At 72.4% G+C, this 24,488-nt stretch carries 25 protein-coding genes; 11 read left to right on the plus strand and 14 right to left on the minus strand.

Translation table 11 applies throughout. The annotated features are described in order from the left end of the window. Positions 1–317: 317 nt before the first annotated feature. Positions 318–1,328: an aldo/keto reductase gene (locus tag LOK46_RS19780; RefSeq protein ID WP_273560017.1), complete on the minus strand. Its 1,011-nt coding sequence runs from the start codon at positions 1,326–1,328 to the stop codon at positions 318–320. 207 nt (positions 1,329–1,535) lie between these two features. Between LOK46_RS19780 and LOK46_RS19785 the strand changes: the two genes are divergently transcribed. From LOK46_RS19785 to LOK46_RS19795, 3 genes are all read left to right on the plus strand, one after another. Beyond that, positions 1,536–2,477: a sulfite oxidase heme-binding subunit YedZ gene (locus tag LOK46_RS19785; protein ID WP_273560019.1), complete on the plus strand. Its 942-nt coding sequence runs from the start codon at positions 1,536–1,538 to the stop codon at positions 2,475–2,477. A gap of 68 nt (positions 2,478–2,545) precedes the next feature. Next, positions 2,546–2,947, plus strand: a complete 402-nt coding sequence (locus tag LOK46_RS19790; protein ID WP_273560021.1) for a hypothetical protein — start codon at positions 2,546–2,548, stop codon at positions 2,945–2,947. A 110-nt stretch (positions 2,948–3,057) separates the two neighbouring features. Beyond that, complete coding sequence (locus tag LOK46_RS19795) at positions 3,058–3,453, plus strand: hypothetical protein (RefSeq protein ID WP_273560023.1); 396 nt, start codon at positions 3,058–3,060, stop codon at positions 3,451–3,453. A 14-nt stretch (positions 3,454–3,467) separates the two neighbouring features. Here LOK46_RS19795 and LOK46_RS19800 read toward each other — a convergent pair whose 3' ends face one another. Continuing rightward, a complete protein-coding gene (locus LOK46_RS19800; RefSeq protein ID WP_012320668.1) occupies positions 3,468–3,644 on the minus strand; it encodes a hypothetical protein in 177 nt (58 codons plus the stop codon). A gap of 149 nt (positions 3,645–3,793) precedes the next feature. Next, the gene (locus LOK46_RS19805; RefSeq protein WP_273560025.1) at positions 3,794–4,210 is read right to left on the minus strand and encodes a DUF4174 domain-containing protein; all 417 of its coding nucleotides are present in this window, start codon (positions 4,208–4,210) and stop codon (positions 3,794–3,796) included. Between the two features lie 123 nt (positions 4,211–4,333). On the opposite strand from LOK46_RS19805, the gene LOK46_RS19810 reads away from it, so the two are divergent. Together LOK46_RS19810 and ssb are read left to right on the plus strand one after the other, a co-directional pair. Further along, positions 4,334–5,350 carry an NADP-dependent oxidoreductase gene (locus tag LOK46_RS19810; RefSeq protein ID WP_273560027.1) on the plus strand — a complete coding sequence of 339 codons (1,017 nt, stop codon included), beginning with the start codon at positions 4,334–4,336 and terminating at the stop codon, positions 5,348–5,350. Between the two features lie 168 nt (positions 5,351–5,518). After that, positions 5,519–6,091, plus strand: coding sequence for a single-stranded DNA-binding protein (ssb, locus tag LOK46_RS19815; RefSeq protein WP_273560030.1), 573 nt, complete (start codon positions 5,519–5,521; stop codon positions 6,089–6,091). A 161-nt stretch (positions 6,092–6,252) separates the two neighbouring features. On the opposite strand, the gene LOK46_RS19820 is transcribed toward ssb, so the two are convergent. The 6 genes from LOK46_RS19820 to LOK46_RS19845 all read right to left on the minus strand — a co-directional run bounded on the left by LOK46_RS19820 (position 6,253) and on the right by LOK46_RS19845 (position 9,401). Continuing rightward, on the minus strand, positions 6,253–6,726 hold the full coding sequence (locus LOK46_RS19820) for a hypothetical protein (RefSeq protein WP_273560032.1): 474 nt from the start codon (positions 6,724–6,726) through the stop codon (positions 6,253–6,255). A gap of 203 nt (positions 6,727–6,929) precedes the next feature. After that, positions 6,930–7,250 carry a GCG_CRPN prefix-to-repeats domain-containing protein gene (locus LOK46_RS19825; protein WP_273560034.1) on the minus strand — a complete coding sequence of 107 codons (321 nt, stop codon included), beginning with the start codon at positions 7,248–7,250 and terminating at the stop codon, positions 6,930–6,932. Between the two features lie 139 nt (positions 7,251–7,389). Beyond that, positions 7,390–7,704, minus strand: a complete 315-nt coding sequence (locus LOK46_RS19830) for a hypothetical protein (protein ID WP_273560036.1) — start codon at positions 7,702–7,704, stop codon at positions 7,390–7,392. Positions 7,705–7,840: 136 nt separating this feature from the next. Continuing rightward, complete coding sequence (locus LOK46_RS19835; RefSeq protein WP_273560038.1) at positions 7,841–8,107, minus strand: hypothetical protein; 267 nt, start codon at positions 8,105–8,107, stop codon at positions 7,841–7,843. Positions 8,108–8,212: 105 nt separating this feature from the next. Continuing rightward, a complete protein-coding gene (locus LOK46_RS19840; protein WP_273560040.1) occupies positions 8,213–8,995 on the minus strand; it encodes an SDR family NAD(P)-dependent oxidoreductase in 783 nt (260 codons plus the stop codon). Positions 8,996–9,170: 175 nt separating this feature from the next. Next, on the minus strand, positions 9,171–9,401 hold the full coding sequence (locus LOK46_RS19845) for a hypothetical protein (protein WP_273560041.1): 231 nt from the start codon (positions 9,399–9,401) through the stop codon (positions 9,171–9,173). A 141-nt stretch (positions 9,402–9,542) separates the two neighbouring features. On the opposite strand from LOK46_RS19845, the gene LOK46_RS19850 reads away from it, so the two are divergent. Continuing rightward, positions 9,543–11,873 carry an FdhF/YdeP family oxidoreductase gene (locus tag LOK46_RS19850; protein ID WP_273560043.1) on the plus strand — a complete coding sequence of 777 codons (2,331 nt, stop codon included), beginning with the start codon at positions 9,543–9,545 and terminating at the stop codon, positions 11,871–11,873. Positions 11,874–11,984: 111 nt separating this feature from the next. On the opposite strand, the gene LOK46_RS19855 is transcribed toward LOK46_RS19850, so the two are convergent. Next, a complete protein-coding gene (locus LOK46_RS19855; RefSeq protein ID WP_273560045.1) occupies positions 11,985–12,863 on the minus strand; it encodes an SDR family oxidoreductase in 879 nt (292 codons plus the stop codon). 268 nt (positions 12,864–13,131) lie between these two features. Then, on the minus strand, positions 13,132–13,941 hold the full coding sequence (xth, locus tag LOK46_RS19860) for an exodeoxyribonuclease III (RefSeq protein ID WP_273560047.1): 810 nt from the start codon (positions 13,939–13,941) through the stop codon (positions 13,132–13,134). Positions 13,942–14,100: 159 nt separating this feature from the next. On the opposite strand from xth, the gene LOK46_RS19865 reads away from it, so the two are divergent. Then, on the plus strand, positions 14,101–14,835 hold the full coding sequence (locus tag LOK46_RS19865) for a lysophospholipid acyltransferase family protein (protein ID WP_273560049.1): 735 nt from the start codon (positions 14,101–14,103) through the stop codon (positions 14,833–14,835). Positions 14,836–14,846: 11 nt separating this feature from the next. On the opposite strand, the gene LOK46_RS19870 is transcribed toward LOK46_RS19865, so the two are convergent. Together LOK46_RS19870 and LOK46_RS19875 are read right to left on the minus strand one after the other, a co-directional pair. Continuing rightward, entirely contained in the window at positions 14,847–15,755 is a 909-nt protein-coding gene (locus LOK46_RS19870) for a LolA family protein (RefSeq protein WP_273560051.1), read from the minus strand. 139 nt (positions 15,756–15,894) lie between these two features. Next, on the minus strand, positions 15,895–19,365 hold the full coding sequence (locus LOK46_RS19875; protein WP_443192829.1) for a DNA translocase FtsK: 3,471 nt from the start codon (positions 19,363–19,365) through the stop codon (positions 15,895–15,897). Positions 19,366–19,705: 340 nt separating this feature from the next. On the opposite strand from LOK46_RS19875, the gene LOK46_RS19880 reads away from it, so the two are divergent. The 3 genes from LOK46_RS19880 to LOK46_RS19890 all read left to right on the plus strand — a co-directional run bounded on the left by LOK46_RS19880 (position 19,706) and on the right by LOK46_RS19890 (position 22,916). After that, a complete protein-coding gene (locus LOK46_RS19880; protein ID WP_273560053.1) occupies positions 19,706–21,805 on the plus strand; it encodes an NAD(+) synthase in 2,100 nt (699 codons plus the stop codon). 115 nt (positions 21,806–21,920) lie between these two features. After that, positions 21,921–22,151, plus strand: coding sequence for a hypothetical protein (locus tag LOK46_RS19885; RefSeq protein WP_273560055.1), 231 nt, complete (start codon positions 21,921–21,923; stop codon positions 22,149–22,151). 354 nt (positions 22,152–22,505) lie between these two features. Next, the gene (locus LOK46_RS19890; protein ID WP_273560057.1) at positions 22,506–22,916 is read left to right on the plus strand and encodes a PilZ domain-containing protein; all 411 of its coding nucleotides are present in this window, start codon (positions 22,506–22,508) and stop codon (positions 22,914–22,916) included. 16 nt (positions 22,917–22,932) lie between these two features. Here the strand turns inward: LOK46_RS19890 and LOK46_RS19895 are convergent, their stop codons facing one another. Further along, on the minus strand, positions 22,933–23,370 hold the full coding sequence (locus LOK46_RS19895) for an HIT family protein (protein WP_273560058.1): 438 nt from the start codon (positions 23,368–23,370) through the stop codon (positions 22,933–22,935). A gap of 158 nt (positions 23,371–23,528) precedes the next feature. Here LOK46_RS19895 and LOK46_RS19900 point away from each other — a divergent pair, with 158 nt between their 5' ends. Beyond that, positions 23,529–24,488, plus strand: coding sequence for a cation diffusion facilitator family transporter (locus LOK46_RS19900; protein ID WP_273560060.1), 960 nt, complete (start codon positions 23,529–23,531; stop codon positions 24,486–24,488).

Consider the following 24,488-nt stretch of genomic DNA (forward strand, 5'->3'; position numbering starts at 1 on the left):
GTTCAGCGCGCAACCTTCGCGGCGTTCTGCTTGGCCGCCCGCGGCGTGGGGCCTCGTGCGACGAGAGAGTGTGCGGCGAAAAAAAAGAGCGGACCCGGTGGGGCCCACTCCCGAACCGCAGCCTCTCGACTGCCATCAGAACTGTTGAGAGCTAGATAGCGACCCTTCGGCCGGAGCGCAAGGCGGATCGGCCGCGGCGCGCGGCCCGGTTCTTCCCGATCTCGCCCTCGTCCCGAGGTGCCGGAGCGTAGCGGAGGCCTCCCTCGAGGCCCGCTGCGCCGCACCCCGGGATGAGGGGGTTGGAGATCGGCTGCGTCTCAGCCGCCGCGCGGCACCCGCCCCTCCAGCGGATAGGCCGGATCGTTGTAGCCCGGCGTGGTCGGGTGGCCGGCGGCGACGAACCCGTCGACCAGCGCCTCGTCCTCCGGGGTGAAGGCGTAGTCGAGGGCGCCGAGATATTCCTGCCACTGCGCCTCCGTCCGCGGCCCGGCGATGACGCCGGTGACGAGGCGGTTGTTCAGCACCCAGGCGGTGGCGAACTGGCCGGCCGTGATGCCGCGGGCCTCGGCGTGCTCCTTCAGGGTCCGGGCGATGCGCAGGGATTCCGGACGCCACTCGGTCTGCATCATCCGGGCGTCCTGGCGGCCGGCGCGGGACTCGGCCGGCGGCGGCGCGTCGGGATCGTACTTGCCGGTGAGCACGCCGCGGGCGAGCGGCGAGTACGGCACGACGCCGAGCCCGAAATGCGCGCAGGCCGGCAGGTGCTCGGTCTCGGGCATCCGGTTGAACGCGTTGTAGTAGGGCTGGCTCACCACCGGCCGGTCGATCCCGGCCTCGTCGCAGAGCCGGCAGATCTCGGCGACCCGCCAGGACCGGTGATTCGAGACGCCGAAATGGCGGATCTTGCCCGCCCGCACGAGGTCGGCGATCGCCCGGACCGTCTCGGCCAGCGGCGTGTCGTGGTCCTCCTTGTGGAGGTAGTAGATGTCGATGAAATCCGTGCCGAGGCGGCGCAGGCTGTCCTCGGCGGCCTTCATCACGTGGACCCGCGAGAGCCCGCGGTCGTTGACGCCCGGCCCGGTCGGGTTGGCGACCTTGGTGGCCAGGACCCAGGCGTCGCGCTCGGCCTTGATCGCCCGGCCGGTGATCTCCTCCGACCGGCCCTCCGTGTAGACGTTGGCCGTGTCGATGAAGTTGATCCCGGCCTCCCGGGCGCCGGCGACGACGCGGCCGGCCGTGGCCTCGTCGGTGGGACCGCCGAACATCATCGTGCCGAGGCAGATCGGCGAGACCTTGAGGCCGGAGCGGCCGAGCGTGCGATACTGCATGGGATCCATCCAACGTCCGTCGTCCCGCTATCTCGCCGCGGGAACGGCGCGGTCAACCACAACACAGGTCAACGTCGCCCTGTAACCCGTGCGCGCCCGCGGCGAACCGACCCGCGACGGCACCGATGGCCCGGGCAGCCGTTCCCGCCGGTGGCCCGTTCCGCCGGCGCGGCGCCGTCGTCCACCGCGAAGCTTCCGTTCGGACCCATGATCGATCGCTCGGCCGCTCCCCTCGGCATCCCCCTCCCCTGGCTCGACCGGGCCGGTCGCCTCTCCTGGCTGAAGCTCGCGGTGTTCGCTGGCTGCGTCGCGCCCGCGCTCTACCTCGCGGCCGCCTACCGGCTGGACTCCCTCGGCGCCAAGCCGATCACCGCGCTGATCCACGCCACCGGCGAGTGGGCCGTGCGCTTCCTGCTCTTCTCGCTGGCGATCTCGCCGCTGCGCAGCCTCGCGGACTGGCCGAAGGTCATCGTCGTGCGGCGCATGCTCGGCGTCACCGTGATGGCCTACGTGGTGGCCCACCTCACCCTCTACGCCGTCGACCAGAACCTGATCCTCACCAAGGTGATCTCGGAGATCGCGCTCCGGCTCTACCTGACGATCGGCTTCGTGGCCCTGATCGGCCTGATCGCCTTGGGGTTGACCTCCACGGACACGGCGATCCGCAAGCTCGGCCCGAACTGGAACCGCCTGCACCGCCTCACCTACACGATCGCCGTGGCGGCCCTGGTCCACTACTTCCTGCAGTCGAAGATCGACGTCACCGACCCGGTCTTCTCGGCCGGCCTGTTCCTGCTGCTGATGGGCTGGCGGGCGATGCGGCGCTTCCGGTGGCCGGAACGGCCCTGGTCGCTCCTCCTCTTGGCGGTCGTCGCCGGGCTCGCGACCGCCGGGCTGGAGGCCGCCTGGTACGGCCTCGCCAGCGGTGTCCCCGCCAACCTCGTCCTCGCCGCCAACCTGGACTTCTCCGGCCCGATCCGGCCGGCCTGGTGGGTGCTGGCCGTCGGCCTGTCGCTCCCGCTCGTGGCGCTCCTGCGCGGCCCGAAGGCCCGCGCCGCCGGCCCGGCACCGCGCGGGCGACCGGCCCCCGCGCCCCGCCGGGACGCCGTGCGGGAGCCTGTCCGGGAGCCCTTGTCGCCGCCGGCCTGATGCCGCAGAACCCGCTCCCGGTCCTCCGCCGCCGGCGGTCCCGGGCCCAGCGGAGCTTTCGAGACGCCATGCGCGGCACGCCTCTCCTGATCGCGGGCTTGCTCGCGCCGACCCTCGCCTTCGCGACGCCCCCCGCAACCCAGCCCGCGAAGCCGGCCGCCAAGGCGGCGCCCGCCGCGCCGCCCCCGGCCACCGCCGCGCCGGCAGCCGCGGCCTGCAAGCCGCCCGAGCCGCCGCCGGCCTCCGCGCGTCCGGCCAAACCGGCGCTGCCGCCGAAGCCCGCCTGCCTCGACGCCAAGGAGGGCTGCCTGGGCTGGGAGGCCTACAGCTACAACGACGCGATCAAAGCCTATAACCTGCAGGCGCAGGCCTTCCGTCCGATCGCCGAGGCCTACCTGCAGAAGCTCAACGCCTACGTGAAGGCGAGCGCGGACTACGCCCAGTGCGAAGTGAACGCGATGCAGAACTAGCCGGCTGAACGGCGGCCGACTCGGTGACGCGGGGGCGGTTCAGGCGCCCGGTCGCACCCTCCGGTGATGATGGCCGCGATCCCCGCGCGCCCGCTCACGCCGAGGCCACCGTGCCCGCTCGTCGTCTCCTCGTCCGAACCGGCTTCTGCGCCCTGCTCCTCGCCGCCGGTCCGGCCCTGGCCGCCGATTTCGACGGCCGCTACCCGCCGTCGCACGACTACGGCGGTCCCGCTCAGGAGGACGAGCCGGAGCGCCGGCCACCGCCCCCGCCTCCTCCGGGACCGCGGCCCGAACCCGAGGTCCGAGGGCCCCGCTTCACGGCGGCGCCCCCCGACGCGGCCCCGGAGGCGTGCCGGGAATTCGTGCGGCGGCGCTTCGGTCCCGACGGGGAGCCGGTGCTGCGGCGGGTGCGGGTCTGCGACGAGCCGGTCGTCGACCGCGGGCCGCCGCCGCCTCCGCCCCCGGAGGACATCCCGCCCCGTCGCTGGGGCGGACCGCGCTGGTAGCGCGAGAGCCCGGCTCAGATCCGGGCCGGCGCCTTCCTGAGGGCGGCCGCGAAGGCCTTGAGCTGGCGGTTCAGATCCGCCAGCTCGTTCAGCGCGATGGTCTTGTGGCCGTCGCGAACCGCGCGCTCGATATCCTCGACCTGGAGGTCGACGAGGCGGCGGATGGCGGTGGCGACTTGTTGTCGGGTCATCGATTCGAGCGTCTCGTCCGAGCGTCCTGGCGGGCCTCAACGGACGGCCGGTACACGGCCGTCGACACGTTTCGGTGATAGGCCGGTAGGCTTAACCGATGGTGTCCGCGGCCCTGCCGTGCACAGGCGTTCGGGCCCTGGCCGAAGCCCTAGCGGCGCTCGCGCATCTCGGTCCGGCGCATCGGCATCGCGTCGATCGTGGCGAACAGCCTCTGCGGTGCGATCGGCGTCGCTTCGTTGATCTTGGCGCCGCCGTCCTTCCCGATCAGGACCGCGCGGAAGCTGTCGGCGGGGAGGCCGAGGCGCTCGCGCAGGGCCCGCGCCTCGGCCCCGGAACCGACCGCTTCCAAAACCACGAGGTCGCGCTCGGCGACGCCGGTGCGGACCGAGGCCAGCGCCGCCCGCTGCGCCCGGAGCTGCGCGTCCCTGGCCTCGGGCGCCGACAGGACCAGCACCCGCGCCCGGTCGCGATAGCCGTCGAGGGGGCCGGCCAGGGCGGCCCCCGTCGCCGATGACGCCATCGTCGCCACGGCCGCCAGCCCGAGTCCCAGTGCCGTCTCCCGCATGCCGCCGCTCCGCGCTCCCGAGCCGGGACAACGCGCGACTCGCCCGCGCGATCACGGCGGCGCCTTTGCCTCCCGGGCCCGGCGCCCCAGATCGGGGCGGGAGCCAGTTTCCGGGAGTCCGCCATGACCACCGCCATGAACCGCCGCATCGTCCTGGCCTCGCGCCCGCACGGCGAGCCGCGGCCCGAGAATTTCCGCCTGGAAGAGGTGCCGGTGCCGCAGCCCGGACCCGGCCAGGTCCTCCTGCGCACGCGCTGGCTGTCGCTGGACCCCTACATGCGCGGCCGGATGAGTGACGCGAAATCCTACGCGACGCCCGTCGAGATCGGCGCGCCGATCACCGCCGAGACGGTGGGCGAGGTGGTCGCCTCCAACCATCCCGATCACGCCGTGGGCGACCTGCTGACGGCCTTCGCGGGCTGGCAGGAGTACTTCGTCACCGACGCCAAGGGGTCGCGCAAGGTCGACCCCGCCGCGCCGCCCTCGACGGCGCTGGGGGTGCTCGGGATGCCGGGCATGACCGCCTATACCGGCCTCCTCAATATCGGCCGGCCGAAATTCGGCGAGACCGTCGTGGTGGCCGCCGCCGCCGGCCCCGTCGGCTCCCTGGTCGGCCAGATCGCCAAGATCCACGGCGCCCGCGCCGTCGGGATCGCGGGCGGCCCCGAGAAGTGCCGCTACCTCACCGAGGAGCTCGGCTTCGACGCCGCCATCGACCACCGCGGGACTGACCTGCCGGGTGCGCTGGCCGCCGCCTGCCCGAAGGGCATCGACGTGTACTTCGAGAATGTCGGCGGCGCGGTCTTCGCGGCCGTGCTGCCGCTGCTCAACCCGTTCGCGCGGATCCCGGTCTGCGGCCTCGTCTCCGCCTACAACGCCACCGAGGTGCCCCCCGGCCCGGACCGCCTGCCCGGCCTGATGCGCGCGGTCCTGACCAACCGGCTGCATATCCAGGGCTTCATCGTCTGGGACTTCGCCGAGCAGGCGGACACGTTCCGCAAGGAGGTCGCCGGCTGGATCCAGGACGGGCGCGTCCGCTACCGCGAGGACGTGGTCGAGGGGCTGGAGAACGCCCCGGAGGCGTTCATCGGCCTGTTGAAAGGCCGGAATTTCGGCAAGCTCGTCGTCCGCGTGTCCTGACAGCGCCTTGCTGCCGGAACGGAACGGATATAGAACAAACAGATCCGTCGGCGCTGCGGAAAGCGGGCACAAGCCCGCTCCACCGGTTGCCGCTCCGGAGGCCCGGGCGCATGGTTCGCGCGCCGCCGGGCTGGTGCCCTGTGAGATCCGTACGACTAGGAGAGAGCGATGGCGGGCAGCGTCAACAAGGTGATTCTGGTGGGCAATCTCGGGCGCGATCCCGAGATGCGCCGCCTCGGTTCGGGCGACCCCGTCTGCAACCTGCGGCTCGCCACGTCGGAGTCGTGGAAGGACAAGGCGAGCGGCGAGCGCAAGGAGAAGACCGAGTGGCACTCGGTCGTGATCTACAACGACAACCTCGCCCGGGTGGCCGAGCAGTACCTGCGCAAGGGCTCGAAGGTCTACATCGAGGGCCAGCTCCAGACCCGGAAGTGGACCGACAATTCCGGCGTCGAGAAGTACACGACCGAGGTTGTGCTCCAGCGCTTCCGCGGCGAGATGACGATCCTCGACGGGCGTGGCGGCGGCGGCGGCGACTTCGCCGGCGAGGATGAGGGCGGCGGCCAGGTCAGCCGCGGCGGCGATTTCGGCGGTGGCCGAGGCGGTGATCGCGGCGGCGATTTCGGCGGCGGTCGCGCCCAAGGCGGCGAGCGGCGCCCGGCCCCGGCCTCCTCGGGTGGCGGTGGCGGTGGCGGTGGCAGCCGCGGCGGTTACGATCTCGACGACGACATCCCGTTCTAGGATCGTGTCCGATCCGGGGGTTGCGCCCTCGCCTGAGCGGGCCTCCCGGCTCGGGTGAGGCGGACCTCCGGGCCGGGTCGGCGCAGCCGTTTCAGCGCATCATCCCGGGACCGCGCGGCGGTGCCCGGGATCCAGATCCGCCGCGCCCGGATCGCCGCCGCTCAGCCCTTGAGCTGCCGGTTGCAGGCCGAGTAGTAGCCACCGCCCTTCTCGATCCACTTCATGCCGCCCAGCGTGCCGGCGGCCTTCGCGGCGTTGTAGCTGTCGAGGCAGGTGTGCATCCGGGCCTTGCCGGCCGATTCCGTGGCGTATTTCGGGTCGACGGCGCGGGGGAACGTGGCCGACGCCGCGGCGGCGGACGTCGTCCCGACGCGCGGGGCCGCGGCCGGCGGTGCGGCCGGCGCTGTCGTCGCCGCGGTCGGCGAGACCGGGTTCGGCGCGGTCGTCGGGGCGTTGTCGGCCGCCGCACCGCACTCGGCCTTGCGGAAGTCGTTCCACTTCTGGCCGTTGAGCGTGCCCGCCTGCTTGGCGGCCTGGTACTTGACCGAGCAGTCCTTCGCGGAGAGCGCCGCGGCCGGCGAGGCGGCGGCCGCCAGGCCGGCGATCATCAGGGATGCAAATACATTGCGACTCATGACGAAGAATCTCCGGGACACTATGTTGCGTCCCGAAAGACATTAATACGGCTCTATGCCGTCGTGAATATGGGTTTGTCCGTTCCGGGGGGGGACAAATCGGCGGCCGAGCACTGGGCCGGCACCGGCCGGCCGCGGATCCGGAGGCGCGCGGCGGGCCGAGTTCTGGACGTGGCGACTCGATGTCGAGTCGCCCACGCGGATCACCAGCCGCCGTAGAACCGGCGCGGGCCCTCGTAGCCGCCATAGCCGCCGTGGCCCCCGTAGCCGCGGTCGTAGCCGCCGTAGCCGGGCCGGCCGCCGTAGGGTCCCCGCGGGCCGCCCCAGCCCCAGCCGCGATCGTTGGGCCGGCAATGGCCCCAGGGATTCGGGTGGAAGCCCGGACCGCAGCCGCCGGCCACGCGCTCGATCACCACGCCTGCCTCGGGCGGGCCGTAGCCGAACGGCGCCGCGTTCACCGCGGTGGCGGTCGCGAGAACCGCCGCGGCCACCGCGACGAGGCCGAGCACCTTGGAGCGCATCATGACACGATCTCCTGAACCTGCGGCCCGGACGCACCGGGCCGATGACAGGAGGATGCGCAGGCCCCTGTGAACCGGGACGGGCCCGGGCATTCATCAACCCGACGGCCTCGGCCGGCCGGGTCCGGACGCGGCGGGCCGCTCAGGCGGCCTGGAGCTGGATCGGCGCCGGTGCGGGCGCCCGCGAGCGCGCGAACAGATCGGCGCCGACCGTTTCGCCCGCAGCCCTGACGAGCGTGGCCTCGTCGCAGGACCGCGCGACCTTCAGGCCGAGCGTCTCGAGCCGCGCGTGCTCGGCGCAGTAGGCGGCGATCCGGGCGCGGCCGTAGGCCGGCATCGGCGCGAGCAGCCGGTCGCGCTCCGCGTCGTCGGCGCGGAACAGGGCCGAGATCAGCTCGATCGGAACCGGGTACCGCGCGAGGGCGCTGGGGTGGGGTCGGTTGCCGTCGCGCGCCATGGATGCCTCTCCGCTTCGCTGTGCGGTGGAAGGTTCGGCAACCATAGTTAACGATCAGTTGTGATCGCGGCCGGAGCACGCCCGTGCCGCTCGGACCGATTTTCCGGAGAACCCGGCGCGTCGACGGTCCGTCGCCTCAGCGGCGGGGCGGGCTCACCCAGGCCCCGCCGGCGGCGCGATCCGATTCGGGCCTCGCGAACGGGGGCTGCGCGTCCGCCCAGCGGGCGACCGGGCCCGCCACCGGCGTGATCGAGCCCGTCGTCTCCGGGTCGGTCCACGCGGGGGCGCCCGCGGCGACCAGCGCGGGTGACGCGGACGGATCCGGCAGGTTCCGCTCGTAGCCGGCGACGACCGCCGCGAGGGCGATCGCCACGAAGAGGAACGCTAGACCGTCGACGATCATGGAGCCGAGTCTCGGCATGGTGCCCGCGCCTGCTGACCAAGCGTCCGGGCTACGGCGGCAGGGTTAACGAACCCTGTCCGAATCCGGCGGATCGGGCCGGCGCCCTCAGATGTTGCGCGCGCCGCGCAGCGTCTTCAAACCGATGCCCGTGGACTCGAAGCCGCCGTCCACGGCGAGCTGCTGACCGGTGATGTAGGAGGCGCGCTCCGAGCAGAGGAACACGATCGCCTCCGCGAGCTCCGTCTCCAGCCCGTAGCGGCCGAGCGGGACGGCGTCGTGGTAGTCCGCCCGGATCTCAGGGCTGTGCACCGCCTTGGCCATCGCGGTGTCGACCGGGCCGGGGGCGACGGCGTTCACGCGGATCCCGAACTGCGCCAGCTCGGCGGCCTGCTGCTTGGTGAGCTGCGCGAGGCCCGCCTTGCTGGTGCCGTAGGCGGTCCGGAGCGTCGAGGCGCGCAGGCCCGAGATCGACGTGATGTTCACGACGGCCCCGCCGCGCTCGGACAGGAGCGGGACGGCCGCCTGCGTGCACAGGAACGGGCCGGACAGGTTGACCGCGAGCACCCGGGACCAGTCGGCGAAGGTGGTCTCCGTCAGCGGCTTGAAGATCGCGATGCCGGCATTGTTGACCAGGGCGTCGAGGCGGCCGAACCGGTCGGCGACCTGCCGGATCGCCGCCGCCACCGCCTCCGGGTCGGAGACGTCGGCCGTCACCGCGAGCGTGGCCTCCGGACGGCCGAGCCTCTCGGTCGCCGCCGTCACGCCCGGACCGTCGATGTCGAGGAGGGCGACGTTCCAGCCGTCGGCGAGGAAGCGGGCCGCGGTGGCGAGGCCGATGCCGCGGGCAGCCCCCGTCACCAGCGCGGTCCGGGCCTGGGCGTCGCTCATGATCGTCTCCGTCGGGATCGGCGGCGCCCGGATGGCGCGGCGCGGCGTTCGGGTCCGTCCCGCCGTTGAGAACCGATCCGCCGTTAAGGTCTGATTGATCGCGCGCGCGCCGTCGAGGGCCTGCCCGAACATCCGCCCGGCGATGACCGGCAATGATCGGCGTCCCGGCTCCCGCTCACGCCCGGTCGAACCGGCCCTTCGCGGCGCCCCGATGGGTGAACAGGCGGACCAGACCGAGGCCGATCAGGCCGGTCGCGCCCGCCAGGATCAGCGCGGGCCGGACGCCCGTGCGCGCCGCCGCGCGGTCGAGCGCCACCTCCAGGCTTCCCGCGATATTGGCGGCGCGCGGCACGACCTGCGTGTCGAGGAACAGCTTCGGGCCCGACGGGCCCGAAGGCTTTCTCAAGAGATAGTCTCGACCGACCGCCACATTAACCTCCGTTAGGATCAAGATAATCTCGCGAACAAAGCATCACGCCCGCGGTTTCAACGGAGAACGTCGCGATGTGGCCGCTGTTTCCCGGCTGCACGGTCCGGAGATCGCACCTTGGACAAGCCCGAATTCAAGCCGTACCGCCTCCCCGCCGGCGGGTGGGGGTCCGCCCTGTCGGTCGGCAACATCCTGCGGCGCGAGGGCGTGCTGGCGAGCGGGCCGATCGCGCTCAGCCGGCACAACAAGGTCGACGGCTACCAGTGCAACAGCTGCGCCTGGGTGAAGCCCGCGAGCCCGCTGCCCTTCGAGTATTGCGAGAACGGCGTGAAGGCCGTGGCCTGGGAACTCACCGCCCACCGCTGCACGCCCGACTTCTTCGCCGCCCACACGGTCACGGAGCTCCTGGACTGGGACGATTACCATCTGGAGCAGACCGGCCGCCTCACCCATCCGCTGCGCTACGACCCGGCCACCGACAAGTACGTGCCGGTCTCCTGGGGCCACGCCGTCGAGGAGATCGCCCGCGAACTCAGGGCCGTCCCGGACCGGCAGAAGGGCACCGTGTTCTACAGCTCGGGCCGCCTGTCGAACGAGGCGAGCTACCTCTACCAGCTCTTCGCCCGGCTCTACGGCAACAACAACCTGCCGGACTCGTCCAACATGTGCCACGAGACGACCTCGGTGGCGCTGCCGGCGAGCATCGGCCAGGCGGTCGGCTCGGTGTCGCTCGACGACTTCGCCCATTCCGACTGCATCATGTTCTTCGGCCAGAATCCCGGCAGCAACGCGCCGCGGATGCTGCACCCGCTGCAGGAGGCGAGCCGGCGCGGCGTCCCGATCATCACCTACAACCCGCTGCGCGAGCGCGGCCTGGAGCGGTTCCTGAACCCGCAATCGCCCGCCGAGATGCTGACCGGCAAGGCGACGCGGATCAGCTCGCAGTACCATCAGGTGAAGGCCGGGGGCGATCTCGCCGCCATCGCGGGCATCTGCAAGGCGGTCCTCGCCCTGCACGACGCGGCCCGGGCCCGGGGCGGCGACGCCGTCCTCGACGAGGCCTTCATCCGCGACAACACCCACGGCTTCGACGCCTTCGCCACCTGGCTGCGCGCCCAGGACTGGGACGAGCTGGAGCGCCGCTCCGGCCTGCACCGGGCCGACATGGAATCCACCGCCCACGTCTACGGCCACGCGAAGGCGACCATCGGCGTCTACGGCATGGGGCTGACCCAGCACCGGGCCGGGGTCGAGACCGTCCAGATGCTGGTGAACCTGCTGCTGATGCGCGGCAATATCGGCCGCTCCGGCGCCGGGATCTGCCCGATCCGGGGCCATTCCAACGTGCAGGGCCAGCGCACGATGGGGATCACCGAGAAGCCCGAGCTGTTCGACCTCGACAGGCTGGGGCAGCAGTTCAACTTCGCGCCGCCGCGCGAGCCGGGCTACAACACCGTCGAGGCCTGCGAGGCGATCCTGAAGGATGAGGTGCAGGCCTTCGTCATGCTCGGCGGCAACTTCGCCCGCGCGATCCCCGACCACGGCCAGATGGAGCCGGCGTGGCGCCGGATCCCCCTGACCGTTAACGTCATCACCAAGCTCAACCGGACCGCGCTGCTGCCGGGCGCGATCAGCTACATCCTCCCCGTCACCGGTCGCCTGGAGATCGTCGAGACCTCCAAGGGCCAGCAGGTGCTCTCCATGGAGGACACCGCGGCCTGCGTGCACGGCAATCGCGGCCTGCGCCGGCCGGCCTCGCCGCATCTGATCAGCGAGATCCGCCTGATCTGCGAGCTGGCGCAGCGCGTCCTCGACCCGAACCCGCGGGTGCGCTGGGCGGCGTACAGCGAGGATTTCGCCGAGATCCGCCGCGAGATCGGCGAGACGCTGCCGGACTCGTTCTGGGACTACGAGCGGCGCATGTGGGAGCCGGGCGGCTTCCAGCGCGACCTGCCGGCGAACCGGCGCGAGTGGCATACGGAATCGGGACGGGCCAACTTCGTCACCCCGACCGGGCTCGACGAGGACGCCGACATGCCCGATGTCGGCCACGACGCCCTCCGCCTGATGACGCTGCGCAGCAACGACCAGTTCAACACCACGGTCTACGGCTACTACGACCGCTTCCGGGGCATCAAGAACACCCGGAAGGTGGTGCTGATGAACCGCTCGGACATCGACCGGCGGGGCCTCAAGATCGGCCAGCCTGTCACGCTCCGGACGGTCGCCGACGACGGCGTCGACCGCGAGCTCTCGGGCCTGCTGGTCGTGGCCTACGACATCCCGATCGGCTGCATCGGCGGCTACTACCCCGAGTGCAACGTCCTGATGCCGATCTGGCACTACGCGATCGGCAGCAAGACGCCCGCCGCCAAGGCGATCCCCGTCACGGTGCACCCCGACAGCGACGCGGTCCTCGCACCGGAGCTGGAATACGCCACCGGCTGAGGCGGCCGGACGGTGTCCTCGGGGCTTCGGGTGGCGTCCCCGCGCGCGGAGCGACGCAACCCGGGGGCGCGACGCTCACCGCGGGGCGCCCCCGAGGGCGCCGTACCCGCGTCAGAGCATCGGGATGCCGCCGGTGACCGGCACCAGCGCCCCGGACATGTAGCTGCCCTCGCGGGAGGCGAGCAGCACGTAGGCCGGCGCCAGTTCCGCGGGCTGGCCGGCGCGGCCGAGCGGGGTCTGCGCGCCGAGCTGCTCGATCTGATCCGGGCTCTTCACGATGGGTTGGATCGGCGTCCAGACGGGCCCGGGGGCGACGCAGTTCACCCGGATGCCCTTCGGCGCCAGCAGGTTCGACAGGCCGATGGTCAGGCTCGCGATCGCGCCTTTGGTGGCGGCGTAGATCAGCATGCTGGGATCGGCCACCTTGGCCTGCACGCTGGTGCTGTTCACGATCGCCCCGCCCGGCTTCATGTGCGGCACCGCCGCCCGGGCGAGGTAGTACATGGCGAAGACGTTGGCGCGGAACGAGCCCTCGATGTCGGGCACCGCCAGATCGTCGAGGCCCTCGTTCACCACCTGCGCGGCGGCGTTGTTCACGAGGATGTCGAGGCGCCCGAAGGCCTCGACGGTGCGCGCCACGAGATCCCAACACTGGGCCTCGTCGCGGATGTCGCCGGGGAGCAGCAGGCAGCGGCGGCCGGCCTTCTCGACCCAGGCCTTCGTGTCCTCGGCATCCTCCTGCTCGACCTCGAGATAGGAGATCGCCACGTCGGCGCCCTCGCGGGCGTAGGCGATCGCTACCGCCCGGCCGATGCCGGAATCGCCGCCGGTGATCAGCGCCGCCTGGCCGGCGAGCAGGCCCTTGCCGACGTAGCTCTCCTCGCCGTGGTCGGGGCGCGGCGTCATCCGCGTGGTGAGGCCGGGGCGGGGCTGCTGCTGGTCGCCGGGGAATGGCGGCCGGGGGCCGGCCTCGCGCGGGTCCTGGGTCATCGGGTGCGGTTCCTCGGAGGGGGATCCGCAGCATCTAGGGCCGTCGCCGCGGCCACCGCCTGCGCCCGGGGGTCACAGGCGGTGGCCGCGACCGGGCCGTCTCAGAAGGCGCGATTGCGGGTGGCGTGCGGGCCGCCGTAGCGGCGGCGCAGGTAGGACACGACCTTGGGGAGGAAGAAAGCGATCAGGATCTTGCGCATCGGGGCTCGCTCACGTCACGGGTTCGTGAGCGGGCAATGCTCGGACCGCGCCGCAGTTCCGCGCCCGGTCACAGCTCCAGCGTGAGGGTCACCGGGGCGTGATCGGAGGGGCGCTCCCAGGCGCGGGCCTCGCGCAGCACCTCGAGCTTGCGGACGGTCCCGGCGAGATCCGGCGACACCCAGGCGTGGTCGAGGCGCCGCCCCTTGTTGGCAGCCGCCCAGTCGGGGGAGCGGTAGCTCCACCACGTGTAGATCTTCTCCGGCTCCGGGGTGAGGTGGCGCGCCGCGTCGATCCAGCCCGCCTCCCCGCGCAGAACCTCCAGCGCCTCGGTCTCCACCGGCGTGTGGCTCACCACGTCGAGGAGCTGCTTGTGCGACCAGACGTCGTGCTCCAGGGGGGCGACGTTGAGGTCGCCCACGAGGATCGCCGGCCCGGAGACGCGCTTGCCGCCCCAGGCGCGCAGTTCGGACAGGAAGTCGAGCTTGTGGGCGAATTTCGGGTTGAGGTCGCGGTCCGGCACGTCGCCGCCGGCCGGGACGTAGAAATCGTGCAGCACGATGCCCGAGGCCGCCCCGGCCTCGGGCCCCAGCACCGCCGAGATGTGGCGGGCGTCCTGGCGCTCGCAGAAGGGCATCACGGCGCGGGTGTGCAGGGGGAAGCGGGAGAGGATCGCGACGCCGTTGTAGCCCTTCTGGCCGGCGAACATCACGTGCTCGTAGCCCGAGCCGCGCAGGGCCTTCAGCGGGAAGGCGTCGTCCGGGCACTTGGTCTCCTGGAGGCAGAGCACGTCCGGTTTGTGCGCGGCGAGGAAGCGCAGAACGAGGTCGATGCGCAGGCGCACCGAGTTGATGTTCCAGGTGGTGACGGTGAGTTGCACGGGCGACGCGGGGGTTCTGACGGCGTTGCGCTCCGATAGCCGATTTCGCGGCCCGCGACAGTCCGCTCACCGCCCGCCGGGCGAAAGGCCGTGCGTGATCGACCGGCAGGCGCTATGCCCGGGCCCTGCCCTGTCCCGGGCCCCTCGTCGAGGCCCGCCATGGCGCATGCCCGCTCGCTCCTGTTCGCCGTCTACTGGGCCGCCTGGACCACGCTGTTCCTCGCGCCGCTGGCGATCTTCCTCCTGTCCGGATCGCCGCAGCGGCCGATCCGCCGGGCGACGCGGCTCTGGGCGCGCGGGATCCTGGGCGGGCTGCGGCGCATCGTCGGGCTGCGCTACGTCGAGGAGGGCCGCCAGCACCTGCCGGACGAGCCCTGCCTGATCGTCGCCAACCACCAGTCGACCTGGGAGACGCTGGCCTTCCTGGTCCTGGTGCCGGACGTGGCGATCGTCGCGAAGCAGGAACTGCTGGCGATCCCGGTGGTCGGCTGGTTCCTCCGGCGCTCGCCGATGATCGTCATCGACCGGGCCAAGGGCACCCAGGCCCTGCGCACCATGATCGACGGCGGTCGGGAGGCGGTCGCGGCGGGCCGGTCGGTCCTGATCTTCCCCGAGGGCACCCGCGGCGCGATCGGCGAGCCGCTGCGCTTCAAGCGCGGCGTCGAGCTGCTCTACGGCCGGCTCGGCCTGCCGGTGGTGCCGGTGGCGCTCAATTCCGGCCTGTTCTGGCCCGGGGGCGCGGCGACCCGGTCCGGCACGGTGGTGGTGAGCTACCTCGCCGCCCTGGCCCCCGGCCTGCCGACCGCGGAGTTCCTGCACGGGACGGAGGGCGCGATCGATCGGGAGTTGAACCGGTGGCGGCCCGGCGGCGCGGCCGGGCTCGGCGCCCCCTGAGGGGCGCCCCGTCACTTCTGCGATTGCTGGATCTGCTGCTGCATCGCCTTGTCCTCGGAGCGCCCGTAATTGATGAAGAACGCGCTGCCGTCGACGCTCTTGCCCTTCTGCAGGTTCGAGAGCGTCACCGTGGTGACGTAGCCCTGCGGGTCGGTGATCCGCCACTGCGACAGGGTCTTCATCTCGGCGTCGAAGAACAGCTGGATCTTCGAGGTGCCGCCGAGGGTGGCGCGGTCCTCGAGGCTGATGCGGACGCTGCCCGGATCGCTCGCCACATCGGTGACGGTGAGGTCGCGGGCGAGGTCGATCTTCTCGCGCAGGAGGAATTTCAGCGGCGTCTGGGCGATGAAGTAGAGGTCCTGGGTGTTGAGCTTGCGGTCGCGCACCGCCACCGAGGTGCCGTCGGCGACCACCTCCAGCGGAGAGGGCTGGTCGTAGTCGAAGCGCAGGCGGCCGGGCTTGGCGAGCGTCAGCTTGCCGCCGATCCGGCGCCCGTCGGCGCCGATCTGCACGAAGTTGCCCGTCAGGGTGCTGATGCCGTTGAAGTAGGCGTTGGCCTGCGCCAGCAGCGTGGCGGGATCGGCCGAGTCGCCGGTGACGATCGCGGTCGGCGCGCCCACCGCCGCGACCTTCGGCTCGGGCGCCTTGTGGTCCGCCTTGTCGGCGGCCTTGTCGCCGCCCTTGCCGGGCTTGGTGCTGCCGGGCTTCGCCTCCTTGCTCGCCTCCTTGGCCTTGGGCGCGGGCTTCTTGGCCGGCGCCGGCGCCGCCGGGGCGGCCTCCGGCTGCGGCGCGGGCTCCTCCTTGTGGCCGAACAGGCTGTCGATGAAGGCGCCCACCTGCGCGTGGGCCGGGTTGGCGGTCGCGAGCCACAGCCCGGCGGCGATCACGGAGCCGGCTGTGCGGATGCGGCGGCCGATCATCGGCAGAGTCTCCTGGGGGCCCGCGGGGCGGGCTCCGGCGGTGAACAGGGGGCGGGACACGGGGCTTAGAGACCCGCCCTGTGGCGAAGATACGACGCCCGGGCCGCCCCCGTGAGGGCGCGGCCCGGCGTGAAGCCGCTCACTCGTCGTCGTACATCCCGCTCGACATGTGCGGCGCGCCGGCGACGAGGATCTCGCGCTTGCCGGCGTGGTTGGCCGGCCCGACGATGCCCTCGATCTCCATCCGCTCCATGATGGAGGCGGCGCGGTTGTAGCCGATCTGCAGGCGGCGCTGGATGTAGCTGGTCGACGCCTTCTGGTCGCGCAGCACCACCTCGATCGCCTGCTTGTAGAGGTCGTCCGAGTCGCCGCCGGCCGCCGCCGCGAAGGCGCCGATGTCGAAGACGGGGGCCTCCTCCTCGGGCTCGTCGGACCGCTCGGCCTTGTCGGCCGCGGCGGCCTTGGAGCCCCGGCCGGACCGGCCGCCCTCCTTGGCGGGCTCCTCGGGCGCGTCGTCGGCCGTGACGGCGTCGAGGTAGCTGGGGCGGCCCTGGCGCTTGAGGTGGGCGACCACGCTCTCGACCTCGCTGTCCGAGCAGAATGGCCCGTGCACCCGCGTCGTGCGCCCGCCGCCGGCCATGAACAGCATGTCGCCCTGGCCCAGCAGCTGCTCGGCGCCCATCTCGCCCAGGATCGTGCGGCTGTCGATCTTGCTCGTCACCTGGAAGCTGATCCGGGTCGGGAAGTTCGCCTTGATCGTGCCGGTGATCACGTCAACCGACGGCCGCTGCGTCGCCATGATCAGGTGGATGCCGGCCGCCCGCGCCATCTGCGCCAGCCGTTGGATCGCCCCCTCGATGTCCTTGCCGGCCACCATCATCAGGTCGGCCATCTCGTCCACCACGATCACGATGTACGGCAGCGGCGCCAGGTCCATCGCCTCGTCCTCGTACACAGCCTCGCCGGTGTGGCGGTCGAAGCCGGTCTGGATGGTGCGCGTGATGGTCTCGCCCCTGTCGCGGGCCTCCTTCATGCGGGCGTTGTAGCCGTCGATGTTTCGGACGGCGATCTTGGACATCTTCTTGTAGCGCTCCTCCATCTCGCGCACGGCCCACTTGAGGGCGATCACCGCCTTCTTCGGGTCGATGACGACGGGGGAGAGCAGGTGCGGGATGCCGTCGTAGACCGACAGCTCCAGCATCTTCGGATCGACCATGATCAGGCGGCACTCCTCCGGCTTCAGCCGGTAGAGCAGGCTGAGGATCATGGTGTTGATCGCCACCGACTTGCCCGAGCCGGTGGTGCCGGCAACCAGCAGGTGGGGCATGCGCGCGAGATCGGCGATGATCGGCTCGCCGCCGATGTTCTTCCCTAAGCACAGCGCCAGCTTGTGCTTGCTCTCGGCGAAGTCGGCCGAGGAGAGCAGCTCGCGCAGGTAGACCGTCTCGCGGGTCTCGTTCGGCAGCTCGATGCCGATGACGTTCCGGCCGGGCACGACCGCGACGCGGGCCGACACCGCCGACATCGACCGGGCGATGTCGTCCGACAGGCCGATCACGCGGCTCGACTTGGTGCCCGGCGCTGGCTCGAGCTCGTACAGGGTGACGACCGGGCCCGGCCGCACCGCCAGGATGTCGCCGCGCACGCCGAAATCCTGAACCGTCTGCTGCAGGTTGAGGGCGTTCTGCTCCAGCACGTCGGCGTCGACCTCCTCGCTGCCGCCCGGCGCCGGCAGGGCGAGCAGGTCGAGGGACGGCAGCTCGTAGTCGGCGTTCTCGATCGGCGCGATCTCGAGGTGGCGGCCGGCCGGGATCAGGTGCGCCCGGGGCGCCACCATGGGGACCGACGCCGGCGCGGGGACCGGCAGCGCCGCGACCTCGACAGCCTCGACGGTCGCCGCGACCGGCTCGGCCTCGGCCTCGGCCACGACGTCCGCCTCGACCGGCTCCGGCTGGGGCGCCAGCTTGCCGCGGAGCAGGACCGGGCGCGGCGTCATCGGGATCACCACGCGCTCGGCGTCGGCGCGCTCGGCGTCGGCGCGCTCGGCGTCGGCGCGCGCGGCGACCGGCGCGGCGACCACCGGGGCGGGAACGGCTTCGGGCTGGGCCGGGAGCGCCGGCGGGACGGCGCTCGGCTGGCCGGCCGCGCGGATCGCCGCCCGGGCCGCCATGGCGCTGAGAGCCGGCGCGCGGCGGCTCGCCTCGGATGCCGGGGCAGCCGGAGGCCCGGCCGCGGCGCTGCCGGGGCCGAAGACCAGCGACAGGCCGGACGCGGCCGGCGGCGCGACGGGCGGCAGGAAGGCGCTCCGGATCGAGGCGGCCTCGTCCATCCGCTGATCCGCCTCCGTCCCGTTATCCTGCCCGTCGGCGGGGCGCGGCGGCTGGTCGAACCGGACGAGCCGGTCGAGCACGTAGACCGGCCGCGGCGGCAGCGACCGCAGGTGCGAGATGTCGAGGGGCATCGAGACGAAGCGCTCGTCGGACGCCGCCGGCGCCGCGACGGCGGCCGGATTCGGCGCGACCTCGGCGGGCTGCGCCTCCAGGGCCGACCAGGCATCGACGGACGACCAGTCGCCGCCGTCGAACCAGGGCTGGACCTCGGACCAGTCCGGCAGGTCCGACCAGTCGCGGGCCGGGGCCTCGGCGACCGTCTCGACCAGTGCGGCCGCGACCGGGGCGGCCGCGACCGGGGCGATCGCCGCCGTGGAAGCGGCCAGCTCGACGGCGGGCCGGACCGGGCGGCGGTCGGGCGTGCGGAAGAAGCGGACGCCCGGCGGCGCGACGAAGGGCTGGCGCCACAGGGGCACCGGCTCCGCGTCCGACGCGGCGGCTTCGGGCAGGGTCGGCACGGCGTCGGCGCGCTCGGCCTCCTCGGCGGCGATCCGCGCGCGCTCGATCCGCTCCCGCTCGGCCTCGTCGCGGGCGGCCCGCTCGGTCTCCAGGGCGAGGGCGGCCGCCTGCGCCTCGGCGCGGGCGCGCTCGAGGGCGACGCGCTCGGCCTCCAGGGCGCGCTGGCGGCGCTCCTGCAGGACCGAATCGGGGGTGCGGGTGTAGCGCACGGCCGAGGGTGCGGCCGGAGCCGGCGCGGCGACCGGCGGCGCGACGTGGCCGCCGAAATGGCCGCCGACATGGTCAGCTACATGGCCAGCCGCATGGCCCGCGAGCGGAGCCGCGGCCGGCGCGTAGTCGGGGGCGATGGCGGCGGGGCGGCGCGGCTGGCGCACCAGCACGCCCGGCGAGGAGGCGCTGCGGTCGATCCGGCTCTCGAAGGGCGGGGCGTCCAGGGCGTCGAGACTCGCCCGGTCGTCGAAGACCTGGGCCGGCCAGTGCGGCTCGGGCGCCGCGGCGCGCGGTGCGCGCTCGGAGCCCTCGCGGCCGACCATCGCGCCCGGCGGGGTGAGCCAGCTCGGCTCGGCCCGGCGCCCGGGAGCGCCGTAGGACGGGCGGGCGGGCAGGCCGGCGGGGGAGCCGGAGAGGCGGCGGGTGAGGCTCGCGCGGAGCGCCATCAGCCGGTGCGCCAGGGCTCCCAGGGAGAGGCCCGAGCGGTCGCCGCCGCGGACAGGGCGGGCGGGGTCACGGTGGGAGTACGGAGGCCGTCCCGATGCGCGCATGGGTTCTCAGACGATACTCGAAACAGGGATCCGCCGACGCGCGGCGGCTGTTCCTGAGTTAGGCCATTCGTCGTTAATGGAGGCTTGCCGCCGGCCGCGGTGCGGAAACCATGCGGGCTGATCGGCCCGGCCATCCGGCCGGAGCCCGCATCGCCGCGGCCGTGCCGTCACGCCGCCGGAGACCGTTCTGAACGCGCAAGCTCGAGGGAACGACGCCCGATGTACCGGAAATCGCGATCTGGTCCCCGTCCGGAGGCGCCGCGCCGCGGCGCCTCGGGATGATGTCGCGTTCAGGCTAGCGCGAACAGACTCCGCGCCGCCGCCCGCCCGCGTCCCCTATATGACTCGCAGCCACCACTCATCCGGACAGGTGCCCGTGTCTCCAGCCACCTCCGAATCGCCGGCGCGCTTCCGGTCCCTCTACCGCCACGGCTTCGCCCGGGTCGCGGCCTGCACGGGCCGGAGCCATCCGGCCGAGCCCGAGCGCAACGCCGACGTCGTCCTCGACCTCGCCCGGACCTGCCACGATTCGGGCGCGGTGCTGGCGGTCTTCACCGAGCTCGGCCTGTCGGCCTACGCGATCGAGGACCTGCTGCTCCAGCAGACCCTGCTCGACGCGGTCGAGGTGGCGGCCGCCCGCGTGATCGCCGAGTCGGCGAATCTCCGGCCGCTGCTGATCGTCGGCGCGCCCCTGCGCTGGCGGCACCGCGTCTACAACTGCGCGCTCGCCATCCAGGGTGGCCGCCTGCTCGGCGTCGTCCCGAAGACCTTCCTGCCGAACTACCGGGAGTTCTACGAGAAGCGCCACTTCGCCTCCGGGGCCGGGATCGTGGGCGAGACCGTCCGGGTCGCCGGTCAGGACGCGCCGTTCGGCACCGACCTGCTGTTCCCCGCCGAGGACCTGCCGGGCCTCGTGGTCGGGGTGGAGATCTGCGAGGACCTGTGGGTGCCGGAGCCCCCCGGCATGCGCGCGGCGCTCGCCGGCGCCACCGTGCTGGCGAACCTCTCAGGCAGCCCGATCACCGTCGGCCGGGCCGAGTCGCGGGCGCTCCTGTCCCGGGCGGCCTCGATGCGGGGCGCCTGCGCGTACGTCTACGCGGCGGCCGGCCAGGGCGAATCGACCACCGACCTGTCCTGGGACGGCCAGACCAGCGTCGACGAGCTGGGTGTGCGGTTGGCCGAGGGCGAGCGCTTCCCCGAGAAGCCGGTGACGACGCTGGCCGACATCGACCTCGACCTGATCGCCCAGGAGCGCCTGCAGGCGGGCAGCTTCGACGACGACGCCCGCGGCCGCGCCCTGCCCTATCGCCGGGTGCCGTTCCGCGTCAGCCCGCCCGAGGCCGATCTCGGTCTGATCCGGCGGATCGAGCGCTTCCCCTTCGTGCCGGCCGACCCGTCGCGCCTCGCCCAGGATTGCTACGAGGCCTACAACATCCAGGTGGCGGGCCTCGCCAAGCGCCTGGAGGCGACCGGCACCCGCAAGGCCATCATCGGTGTCTCGGGCGGCCTCGATTCGACTCACGCGCTGATCGTGATCGCCAAGGCGTTCGACCGCCTGGGCTACCCGCGCTCGGACATCCTGGCCTACACCCTGCCGGGTTTCGCCACCTCGAACGCCACCAAGACCAACGCCCACGCGCTCATGAAGGCGCTGGGCTGCACGGCCGCCGAGATCGACATCCGCCCGGCCGCCAAGCAGATGCTCGCCGACATGGACCATCCCTTCGCGAAGGGCGAGGCGGTCTACGACGTGACCTTCGAGAACGTGCAGGCGGGCCTGCGCACCGACTACCTGTTCCGGCTGGCGAACCACGCGGGCGGCATCGTGGTCGGGACCGGCGACCTGTCGGAGCTCGCGCTCGGCTGGTGCACCTACGGCGTCGGCGACCAGATGAGCCACTACGCGGTCAACGCCGGCGTGCCCAAGACGCTGATCCAGCACCTGATCCGCTGGGTGATCGGCAACGGCGAGGTCGGCCCGGACGAGGCGCGCACCCTCCAGGCGGTCCTCGACACCGAGATCTCCCCCGAGCTGGTGCCGGTCGACCAGGACGACAGCCCGCAGAGCACGGAGGGCACGATCGGTCCCTACGCGCTGCAGGATTTCAACCTGTTCTACACGCTCCGCTACGGGTTCCGGCCCTCGAAGATCGCCTTCCTGGCGCTCCACGCCTGGGGCGACCGGGAGCGCGGCACCTGGGCGCCGGACTTCCCGGAGACCAAGCGGGTCGCCTACGATCTTCCGGAGATCCGCCGCTGGCTCGGGGTGTTCCTGAGCCGGTACTTCGGCTTCAGCCAGTTCAAGCGCTCGGCGCTCCCGAACGGGCCGAAGGTCTCGGCGGGGGGCTCGCTGTCGCCCCGGGGGGACTGGCGCGCGCCCTCCGACGGGTCGGCGCGGATCTGGATCGACGAGTTGAACCGAAACGTCCCTGAAACTTGACCGTCACAAACTCGACCGATTGTGCCATTATGAGCACGGTCAAGCCGATTCTTCGCAATGCGAAATCTTGTATTGGGAAAATTGGCTTCGAGGGCGGCCAGGCGGAGGACTTCGGATGCGAAGCTACAACCTGTTCCAGCTCAAGGGCGAGGAGGGCCTCTGCTGCGCGGTGCCGGAAGCCAGCACGGTCCCGCCCTTCATCGGGGCGGGTCGCTGGACCTTCGGCGGCAAGCTCTGCGACGGCAGCCGGCAGCCCCTCGAGTTCGACGGTCGGGCCGCCGACACCGCGGTGCGCTTCAACGGCTTCTACCTGTTCCAGACCGTGGACCGGCGCTTCATCGCCTGAGCGGACCTGACCGTCGCGCATCGACTCCGGGGGGACGCCCAGGGGACCCGATCCTCGGCGCGCGGGCGAAGCCGCGCGTCCGGACCGATCACGTCACGGCGCGCAGGACGGCGTGAAGATGATCGGCGCGGCGCTGCCGGGCTGCCGCTCCGAGCGCGGAGCCGACAAGTCCGAAGTCGTCGCGCGTAAATCGTGCCGGTCCGGGACGCGGACAGCCTCTTTCCGGAGTCGTGGCGGCGGCACTTCATCGGTATCGAGCCCTATAGCGGGCCTCGACTCGGCGATCGCGACCAAGATTCCTTAAGGGCTGGCGTGCAGGTTTCGCGGAACCGTCAGCTGTCCGGAGCCGCCCGCATGTCGGAGCATCGCAGAGAGGCGCGCCAGAGGGTCTTCCTCAAGGGCCGCATCGTCTTCAACAACGGGTCGTCGAGCCTCGACTGCCTGGTGCGCGACATGTCCCCCACCGGCGCCCGCCTCGTGATGAGCGAGGCCACCACGCTTCCGGACGGGTTCGATCTCTACATCCCCCAGAAGGACCGGACCTACCGGGCCACCCTGCGCTGGCGCCGGGAGGACGGCATCGGCGTCACCTTCGAGGCGCCGGCCCGGGCCGGCACCGCGCCGGCCTCGCCCGATCCGGCCGCGACGGACGCCTCCGTGACCCTGCTGCTGAAGCGCATCAGCGAGCTCGAGACCGAGAACGCGGCCCTGCGCCGGCTGCTCGCCAGCATGGCCCAGTCGGGCGACTCGGCCAGCGCGGCCTGAGTCCCGGGCCTGAGCGTCAGGCCTGAGCCTCGAGCGCCGCGCGGATGCGCGCGGCGTGCTCGGCGAGGACCGCGTTGTCGGCCATCCCGCCCTCATGGCGCTTCAACGGCACGCCCTCGCGCCGCGGGATGACGTGGACGTGCAGGTGGAAGACGGTCTGGCCACCGGCCGGCTCGTTGAACTGGAACACGGTCAGACCCTCGGCCTCGAACGCCGCCTTCACGGCGCGGGCGACCGTCTGGACGCTCGCCATCAGGGCGCCGAGCGAGTCCGTGTCGGCGTCGAGCAGGCCCCGGGCCGGCGCCTTCGGGATCACCAGGGTGTGGCCCTCGCCCTGGGGCATCACGTCCATGAAGGCCAGGGTGTGCGCGTCCTCGTAGACGCGGTGGCAGGGGATCTCGCCGCGCAGGATCTTGGCGAAGATGTTGTCGGGATCGTAGCGGGCGTCGGCCATGCTGCCTCCGGGACTCCTTGAGCGGCCGCAGGTTGCACGGGGCACCGGCCCGCGTCCACACGGGAACAACCGGCCCGCCGCGACGCTTGCATCGCCGCGGCGGCGCCGTGCCGGGGCCCGACGGTCCGGCGTCCCACAGACCGCGCAGGGAGTTGCGGATGGCGCACGAGAGCACGGGAGCGATCTACGCGGCGGCGGGCGCCAACCTCGCCATCGCGGCCGCGAAGTTCGTGGGCGGGGCGCTGACCGGCTCGACCGCCATGCTCGCCGAGGGCGTGCACTCGGTGGTCGACACCGCGAACCAGGTGCTGCTCCTCGTCGGCATGAAGCGGGCCGAGCGCCCGGCCGATGCCCGCCACCCGTTCGGCTACGGGCGTGAGATCTACTTCTACGCCTTCGTGGTGGCGCTGATGATCTTCCTCGGCGGCGGCCTGTTCGCCGTCTACGAGGGGATCGAGCGGGTCCGCCACCCCGAGCCCGACGTGGATGCCGAGCTGTTCGGCTACCGGCTGCCGGGCCTCTGGGTGAACGTCGCGATCCTGGGCTTCGCCATCGCGGCGGAGGGCACGTCCTTCTTCGTGGCGATGCGCCAGTTCTGGGCCGAGAAGGGCAAGCACTCGGCCGTGCGGGCGATCCGGCGCAGCAAGGATCCGACCCTGTTCACGGTGCTCGCGGAGGACACCGCCGCCCTGATCGGCCTGCTGATCGCGCTCGCCGGCGTGGCCCTGTCCCACCTCCTAGAGATGCCGAGCCTCGACGGCTGGGCGTCGGTCGGCATCGGCCTCGTGCTCATCGGCATGGCGGCGTTCCTGATGGTCGAGACCCACGGCCTGCTGATCGGCGAGGCGGCCGATCCCGAGGTCGTCGCGGCGATCTCGGAGCTGGTCCGCGCCGAGCCGGGCGTGCTCCACGTCAACGAGGTGCTGACCCAGCACCTCGGCCCCTCCGACATCCTGGTCAATCTCAGCATCGACATGAGCGACGATCTCAGCGCCGGCGAGGTCGAGAGCCTCGTCACGCGCCTCGACCGGGCGCTGAAGGCGCGCAGCCCGGACGTGACCCGGGTGTTCATCGAGATCCAGCAGCAGGGCGACCACACGGCGCGGGCGGCAGCCTGA

Origin of the sequence: Methylobacterium sp. NMS14P, from assembly GCF_028583545.1 — a bacterium.
Lineage (GTDB): Bacteria > Pseudomonadota > Alphaproteobacteria > Rhizobiales > Beijerinckiaceae > Methylobacterium.